The organism is Empedobacter sp. EJD.6dd, from assembly GCF_057369435.1.
The window spans coordinates 1-7,538 of the sequence record NZ_JBXYAV010000002.1 but is presented as its reverse complement, the minus strand read 5'-3'; the positions used below and the strand labels follow the sequence as shown (position 1 = coordinate 7,538).

Here is a 7,538-nt window from a genome sequence, read left to right as displayed (position 1 = left end):
CGTTTAGAATTGCGTTATTATTACTTCATGAATACAAATATAACTAATTATTACTTACAAAACACAAGTAATAGTAAGTATTCAAAAAGTAATAATAGGAAATTAAAAAAGTATTCAAAAAGTAATAGTAAGGTATTCAAAAAGTAATAATAAGACTTTTGAAAATCTTTGTAATATATATATATATCAAATATATATCCGTTTTTTATCGAAAGCCGATAAGTAATGTATAATAAGTTATGTTTATTAAATACAAAAACATTGTAATTTTTAAGTTTATAAGGAGTCATTTTTCTTTGAAAAATTGACTTTTCGGAGTTCGTTTGAATCTCACTGTTTTCGTTGGAGTGAAAAAAACAAAAACAAAAAAAAGGAAATAGCAGACCGCAGGTCGCACCAAGGGGGGGGGCGGATTTTTATTTTTGATAAAATTTATCTACTTTAATTAATTGATTTTTAATTCATTAATGTGTTTTTGTTGCTCAAATTTAATGTTTAACCATAAATTTGAAAGCGAAACGATTTTAAAACGGCTTCTTTTGAGGTCGTTTTTTTTTGCGTTTTAAGACACTTTATTTTTAATCATTCAGAAATTATAATAAAAAATATTTAAAGCTGTTTAAAGCTAAAAAATAACTATATACAAGCTTATTCACTCCTTAATTTGAGTTAAAAACAAGTGGGGTTTTAATTATTAGATAAAATAACAACGAAGAATGACCAAAGTAAAACAAATCAAAAGAAAACAAAGGTAAGTTTCGCATCATTAAATTTTAGCATAAAGCCGTTTCCTTTTTATATAAAATTTAGTGATGCTGCACTTGTTGAAATGGCTTTCTTTTTTTTCGTTTTTTCTTTTCTAAAATGTATTTTTTGTAAGCTTTTTTTTCTTAAAAAATTTCTTAAAATTTCAATTAGATGCAAGATGTGGATTTGCACGTACATACTAAATAACAACTTGCCTTTTTAGAAAAAAGGAAAGTAAAAATCGGAACTCTTTTTTACGTGAAATTTGATCGAAATAGTGAGTAGCAAGAGGGTGCTTGTATCCTACGGAATACAAATATGTATTTGGTTGATTATCAATGTTATTGATTTTGTAAATAATTATTTCTGTTATTATTGAGTAATTATTTTTATTTTAATTAAGTGATTTGTATTTACTTACGCATTTTTTAAGGTGATTATTTAGAGTTGAAATTTACTCTTTATACACGATTCTAATTTTCAATTTAATGGAGAAAAATCAATCAAAATTAAGTGATCAAAAACCATCGTTTTTATGTTTTTGAAAAAAAGTGAAAAAAAGCAAGAGGATACCGAACAAGGTTCGGTATTTACTTAATTTCCAATGTGTTGAAAATTGCAGTTTTCACAAAAATGGAACATTTTTTAAGGAAGTAGCTGATAATCAATATTTAAAAATGGAACATTTAACAGTTTTTAACATAAAATAAGCTTTTTTTGAATAAAATACAATAATGTAATATGTTTAAAATTTTAATATGATTGATGGAATTTTAAAAAAGGGAAAAAGTATAATGTAGGGGAAGTGATTTTCGATGAATTATTAATAGTTTAAATCGATAGTTTAAACTATTAAATTGAGATGAAAAAATAGTATTCCGAATGAAAGTAGGAATAGCAAGCAGTAATCGGGGATAACCCGATTTGTTTTATATTCCTATGATATTCAATTGATTATAAAATATAATTACTAATTTAGCTAAAATAAAGTAGTAATTATTGTTGTAATTTATTGATATGTAGTATAGTTAGATACTTTTCAAAAGTAGTATTTCACAGAAATAAGCAAGTAGTATAAAACACATTGTTTTATTAATTTTTATGCTAAAATCAGAAAATAGCAAGGTGTGTTATTTGATTCAGAAAACCTCCGTAAACTACAGTATTTTAAATAAATAATGACCTTGCCCTACGGGATAAGGAATTGATTGCTCGTCAAAGTCGCAATCAAAATTTTTAAAAAAAGAGAAAAGCAGATGCAACTATGCAACTGAACAACAAATAAAAAAGTCTATCAAAAATATTCTGATAGACTTCTTTTATTTTAAGTCCTATTTTACATAAAGGTTATTCTATAATAACAATTATGTTAATTCAATATTATTCATACTAATAAACATTCTAGATACTTATTAAAAACACTGTATTGTTTTTAAAAAAAGGCATAGATTTGTAATTATATTTATCTTTTATGAAAAAATTTATACTTATATTACTTTCAAGTTCTATATATTCTCAAGTTAGTATATCAGTAGATAATAAAATTAATATACATTCAAAGGCATCTTTAATTATAAAAGCGCCAGAAAATAAAGCTATGGGGCTTTATCCTACTAGTGTTTCAAAAATGGAATATCTACCTTTATATAATAATTTAAGCACTAATTATTTTGATAAAGACGAAACAATGAAAGGTATGTTAATGTATGAAAATAAACACGCTACATTTTACACTTATGATGGAGAAAAATGGATCAATGAGAAGTCAAAAGAAAATTTTAAACTCAATAAATCTAGATTTTTATCAAATAAAGATGATCAACAATCTGTAGTTTGTGTGTTATTAGGTTGTGGAGAACATGTAGCTTTAAAATTTAGTGCACCAATAGATGGAGAAAAATCGTATAATAATTTAAATATTAAAACAGAAACTGCAAGTATAAAATATGGTTTAATAACATATAATTTTAGTAATGCAAAATTTATTATTGAAGAACCTGGAGTATATGAAATATCTATTAGTATTCCATCTAAAACAGGAGGTGCTGTTAGCCTTACAGCTGGACCTAGGTATCAATTAAGAGGATATCTTCAAGATGAAAATGGAAATTTCCAAGAAAGTAAATTAACGGATTTTGCACCAGATTATTATGGTGTTTTAGGAATTGGAGGGGATACTAAAACAGGTGCATATAGTTCTACTCAAATACGATTAAAGAAAGGAGATTATATTATACCTCGCATTGATTCTCCTGGAGCAACAGTTTCTGTTGTTGTAACTATGACAGCTGCTTCAGATGAAATAATAGCAGAAAATTATCCTCGAGAAATAATGTTTACAAAAATTAGTGATTAATTATGAATAAAAAATTATTTTTTATATTGATTATCTTTATGATGGCTAACCATAATAAGGTTTATTCTCAAATTAAAATTGGTAAGGACAAAGATATACACCCAAAAGCTCTTTTTGAAGTGGAAAATATTGATAACAAAGGAATAATAATTCCTTTTGTAAATAAAAATAATGACTTACCTAATTATAATTCTTCAGAAGAAGATTTCTATAATAATAATCCAGATGATAATGGATTATTAATTTATAGTAAAGAATCTAAAGATATTATGAAATATGATGGTTATAAATGGATTACAGGTCAAGAAAAAAGCATTTTAAATTATAAAAACCTAAGTATTTTTTCTTCTAATAGTGCTAATCCAACAGTAGCTAATGTTTTAGGGATAACAGGAAGACCTATTCTTATTTTTAATATATCCAATGATATTGATAAAAGTACAATCAATAATTTAAATTTAAATTTAAGTGAAGGTGAAATTGAAATTAAAGAAGATGGTTATTATCGTATAAATCCTTCTATTAAAATAAATAGCGCAGGAGGATTGTCCGTTGGTAATAATTCCATAGTTTTATCTTTACAAGCCAAATTTTTAGAGAATGACGACTGGCAAAAAATTTATGAAAATTATTATCTTTTAACAGGATTAGTTGTCACGGCAGGTAGTTCAAATTCTGTAAATAGTTTTTCCGTTACTAAGTATTTAAAAAAAGGAAATAAAATAAGATTAAAAGGAGGAATACAGGCCGATCAAGGAGTAAATTTAGGATCAGGAGTAACTTTTGTTATGAATGACAAAGATACCTTTTTATATATTGAAAAATTAGATTAATATGAAAATATTAAAAAATATAATATTTGCCAACCTTTTTATGTTTAATTTGGTAAATGCACAAGTTATAATTGGAGATGATAACTTTAATAATAAAAATACAATTTTAGGAATAATTAATAAAAATGATAATTCAGAAGATTCTAAAGGAATAAAACTTCCTTCTGTAAAAAATAAAACAGAATTACCTTTGTATAATCCAAATGAAATCGATTTTTTTAATGATGATTCAACTATGGAAGGAATGATTCTATATCAAGAAGATATAAAAAGAATTGTGGTTTATGATGGAGAAAAATGGAAAGAAACTTTATTTGAAGGGCATAATAAATATACAAATGTAAGTTTAGATCCTAAATTATCTGATTCAAATTACCCCACTATTGGATGTTTTCTTGTAGGTTGTGGATCTGATGACGTACCTTTTGACTTAACAAGTAATGATTCTAATTTAGATGAATTAGGTATTCTTAATCAAAAAGGGACATTAAACAGTGCTGACTATAGTAATTTTACATTTAAAGAATCGGGTTTATATAGGGTTATAGTTAGTTTAGGTATTAAGACTTCTGGAATTCATGTTACGCCTCCAGTAATATCAATAAGAGCATTGAAAAACAACTATATCTTAGCAAGAAAAGATATCCCTTTAAACGAAGCTATATTAATTACAGCTGGAGCTAATAGAACAGGAACAATGGAATTTGTTGGTAAATTTAGTAAGGATGATTTATTAAAAATTCAGATTAGTAGTGCTATTAGTATTTTAACTGTTGCAGATACTTATCAAGTAAGACCTTCTAAAACAACTTATTTAACAATAGAAAAATTGTTTTAAAGAAATAATATTATAATTAGAAAAGGCATGATTTATTAGATCATGCCTTTTTATATATTTTACATAAAAACTGTTATGTAAAGTATATACGATATATATAAAAAAATCCACAACCAATTAGATTGTGGATTTTATATTTTATAAAGCCTTACACTTCTATATTTTGTTTAACATAAACATTATTATCTACCTAAATTATTTAGGCTAAAATATTGATATTGTGAGAGTGCCGTTTTGGATAAATGATTTTGTAGTTAGGGATACTCTGTAGACCGCATTTTTGCGTTGAAACAGCATATCCAAAGCAGACAAAATAAAGCCTTAGTATTTCAAATATTAAGGCTTTATTTTATATTTTTTAATAAATCTTTTATTTCTTCATCTGAAATAGAATCTTGATCGCTTTTATCATAAATAGATAGTAGATAAATAGTTTCGTTTTCGATTAAGATATGAGTAATAACTCTTGCTCCACCACTTTTACCCTTTCCTTTAGATTTTATAGCTAAGCGTACTTTGTAGCAGTTGTTTCCTAAGTTTGTTCCAAGAGTAGGATTTTGTTCTAACTCCTCAAATAGAGAAGAAAGATCGTCTTTAATGGAGCGATACTTTTTTCCTAATTTTTTCGCTTGTTTTAGAAACTCTGGAACAGCAATAATACTATAACTCATTTAGTAACTCTTTAGTCGAAATTCCTTTTAATTTACCGTCCTTTATTAAATTCAATTCATTAACGGCTTGAGAAATTTCATCTTTGATATTACTTGAGTTATTTTGTTTTGTAATTTTCATTTTTAAAGCTTTTGCAAATGCTTTTAATGCCTTAGCTTCTTCTGATGTAGATGGTTCTACTATATAGATTTCTTGTGTTGTCATATTTTAATTCTTTAATAATGAACGTAACTAATCTGAAAACAAAAATACAAAAACTGTACAAGTTATTTTTATTGAGTTACTTGTTTATTTATTTCATCTAAAATAGATAATTGATTTTTAGATGCAGTTTTTTGTTTTTTAATTTCTTTTTCAATTGTAATGGAATGATCGTTTCCGTGTTGGAAAAGTATATATTCGATATATTTTTTTAAACTCATTCCGTTTGCAGAAGCAAGGATAGATAAACGTCTTTGTGTTTCTAAATCCAAATCAATTAATTTTCTTTTCATAGCTGGAGAAATTATTGATCTAACCCTTTTTCTTTTGCTTCAATAAAATTGCGTTGGCGTATTGAATCTAACATAATTCGCTCATTAATTGCTTTTTCTGCTATAGAATCAATAAGTTTTTCATGTAAAAGCAATTGTTTTGTGTATGCAGTTTTATGATATTCCATCTCATTAAGAAGAGTACTAAGATTTTCTTTCGATTCTTCTAGTTGTTGTTTTAGCAAAGGGTATTCGGTTAATCTTTTTTGGAATTCCTGATATTCATCTTCTGTGAAATATTCCGTTATTCCGTTGTCGTCATCTGTCGTTATGTTGTCGTTATTGTGTCGCTGAACCAACAAATTAAGAACATCTTCATTGAAAGAAACCTCTTTACCTGTTTTATCTAAAAGTTTATCTATATATCTCTGAGCAGTACGTTTGCTTATTTTTAATATTTCTGCAAGATTTTCAGAAGTGTATTTTTCATTCATTTTACTTGTCGCTATTTGTCGTTTGCTTGTCGCTAAAATTATTTAATTATTTTATAAATATCTGAAATACAAATAATTTATTACGTTTTAAGCTGTCGTTTATGTGTCGCTATTTTATTTTTTTAAGATATTTTTTTCTTCAAAAATTTGTTCAAATTTCTTCTTTAAAGCTCCAATAATAAATCCTTTTCGATTATTAGCGTAGACAGAAGGTTCTCTTAATTCTACTAAAAAATCTAACAACTCATCCTCAGATAAATAATTGTAAAGTGATTCAAATAAGTTTAAATTATTTTTCAATTCCTTGTCTGTAAATTCAAAATTATGGATTAAGTAATCCTCTATGTTTTTAGGAATAAACCAACGTTTAGAAATTTGTTTCATTAATTTCTGTTTCTTCAATTCTTTATCTTCAAATTGTGGTTGGTAAATTGGTATAAATTTGATCCCAGTAGTTTTTTTTCCAACAGTGAGTTTTTCGTAATTAAACGTATAAGGACTTTTTTCGTCCAATTCTTTTTTTGCAGGAATAATAACCTTATTGATGAAATTTGCAGTCAATTTATATTTGTCTAATAAACCAAACATTTCTTTCAAATTTTCAATAGAATAATTAATGGGTTTTTTCTGTTCAGAAAGCAATTCATAAAAACGCATTGCATAAACACTTTCAAATTTCATAGCAGTTTCAAGTTCATACTTTCTAAATCCTTTAGAAAAATCCATTAAAGTTTGATAAATCCAATCTGTAACAAAAAAAGAAACAGATTGAGAATATTTATTAATTCTAACTTTGAAAATTATACCATCACTTTTATATTCTTTTTCATCATCGTATGATATTATTTTTTTCTGTAAGCTTCGAAGAGCATTTTTTATTCTTGCATGATTTTTATCTTCATAATCTTCTTTATTGTTTAAAAAAGCAGATACAGGTAATGTGTATTTAACATCGTCATAAATATCTTTTTCTATTGAATAGTTTTGATTTAATTTCTTGCCTTCAATTAAACTTTGATTTAGTTCAATAATTCGATAGAGGATTCTTTTTTCATAAACAGAATAATCATATTTTGCAGTTGTCAAAATATAGGACTGTAAAACTTCTTTATTGTTTATTATCAT

At 25.7% G+C, this 7,538-nt stretch carries 8 protein-coding genes; 3 read left to right on the top strand and 5 right to left on the bottom strand.

Going from position 1 to position 7,538, the window contains the following annotated elements; all coding sequences use genetic code 11:
- Positions 1 to 2,218: 2,218 nt before the first annotated feature.
- From AC2I98_RS15955 to AC2I98_RS15945, 3 genes are read left to right on the top strand one after another with little or no spacing between them, the layout of a single operon-like run.
- A complete protein-coding gene (locus tag AC2I98_RS15955; protein ID WP_486414099.1) occupies positions 2,219 to 3,103 on the top strand; it encodes a hypothetical protein in 885 nt (294 codons plus the stop codon).
- Positions 3,104 to 3,105: 2 nt separating this feature from the next.
- Complete coding sequence (locus AC2I98_RS15950) at positions 3,106 to 3,936, top strand: hypothetical protein (protein ID WP_486414101.1); 831 nt, start codon at positions 3,106 to 3,108, stop codon at positions 3,934 to 3,936.
- Position 3,937: 1 nt separating this feature from the next.
- Entirely contained in the window at positions 3,938 to 4,774 is an 837-nt protein-coding gene (locus AC2I98_RS15945) for a hypothetical protein (RefSeq protein ID WP_486414100.1), read from the top strand.
- Between the two features lie 344 nt (positions 4,775 to 5,118).
- Here the strand turns inward: AC2I98_RS15945 and AC2I98_RS15940 are convergent, their stop codons facing one another.
- From AC2I98_RS15940 to AC2I98_RS15920, 5 genes are all read right to left on the bottom strand, one after another.
- Positions 5,119 to 5,445, bottom strand: a complete 327-nt coding sequence (locus tag AC2I98_RS15940; RefSeq protein WP_284584291.1) for a type II toxin-antitoxin system RelE family toxin — start codon at positions 5,443 to 5,445, stop codon at positions 5,119 to 5,121.
- Complete coding sequence (locus tag AC2I98_RS15935) at positions 5,435 to 5,650, bottom strand: hypothetical protein (RefSeq protein WP_188320247.1); 216 nt, start codon at positions 5,648 to 5,650, stop codon at positions 5,435 to 5,437. Before AC2I98_RS15935 ends, AC2I98_RS15940 begins: the two co-directional genes overlap by 11 nt.
- A gap of 68 nt (positions 5,651 to 5,718) precedes the next feature.
- Positions 5,719 to 5,940 (bottom strand): hypothetical protein, encoded by a 222-nt coding sequence (locus AC2I98_RS15930; RefSeq protein ID WP_284584290.1) that lies wholly within the window; start codon positions 5,938 to 5,940, stop codon positions 5,719 to 5,721.
- 11 nt (positions 5,941 to 5,951) lie between these two features.
- Positions 5,952 to 6,413 carry a hypothetical protein gene (locus AC2I98_RS15925; RefSeq protein WP_448358112.1) on the bottom strand — a complete coding sequence of 154 codons (462 nt, stop codon included), beginning with the start codon at positions 6,411 to 6,413 and terminating at the stop codon, positions 5,952 to 5,954.
- A 114-nt stretch (positions 6,414 to 6,527) separates the two neighbouring features.
- The gene (locus AC2I98_RS15920; protein WP_448352660.1) at positions 6,528 to 7,538 is read right to left on the bottom strand and encodes a replication initiation protein; all 1,011 of its coding nucleotides are present in this window, start codon (positions 7,536 to 7,538) and stop codon (positions 6,528 to 6,530) included.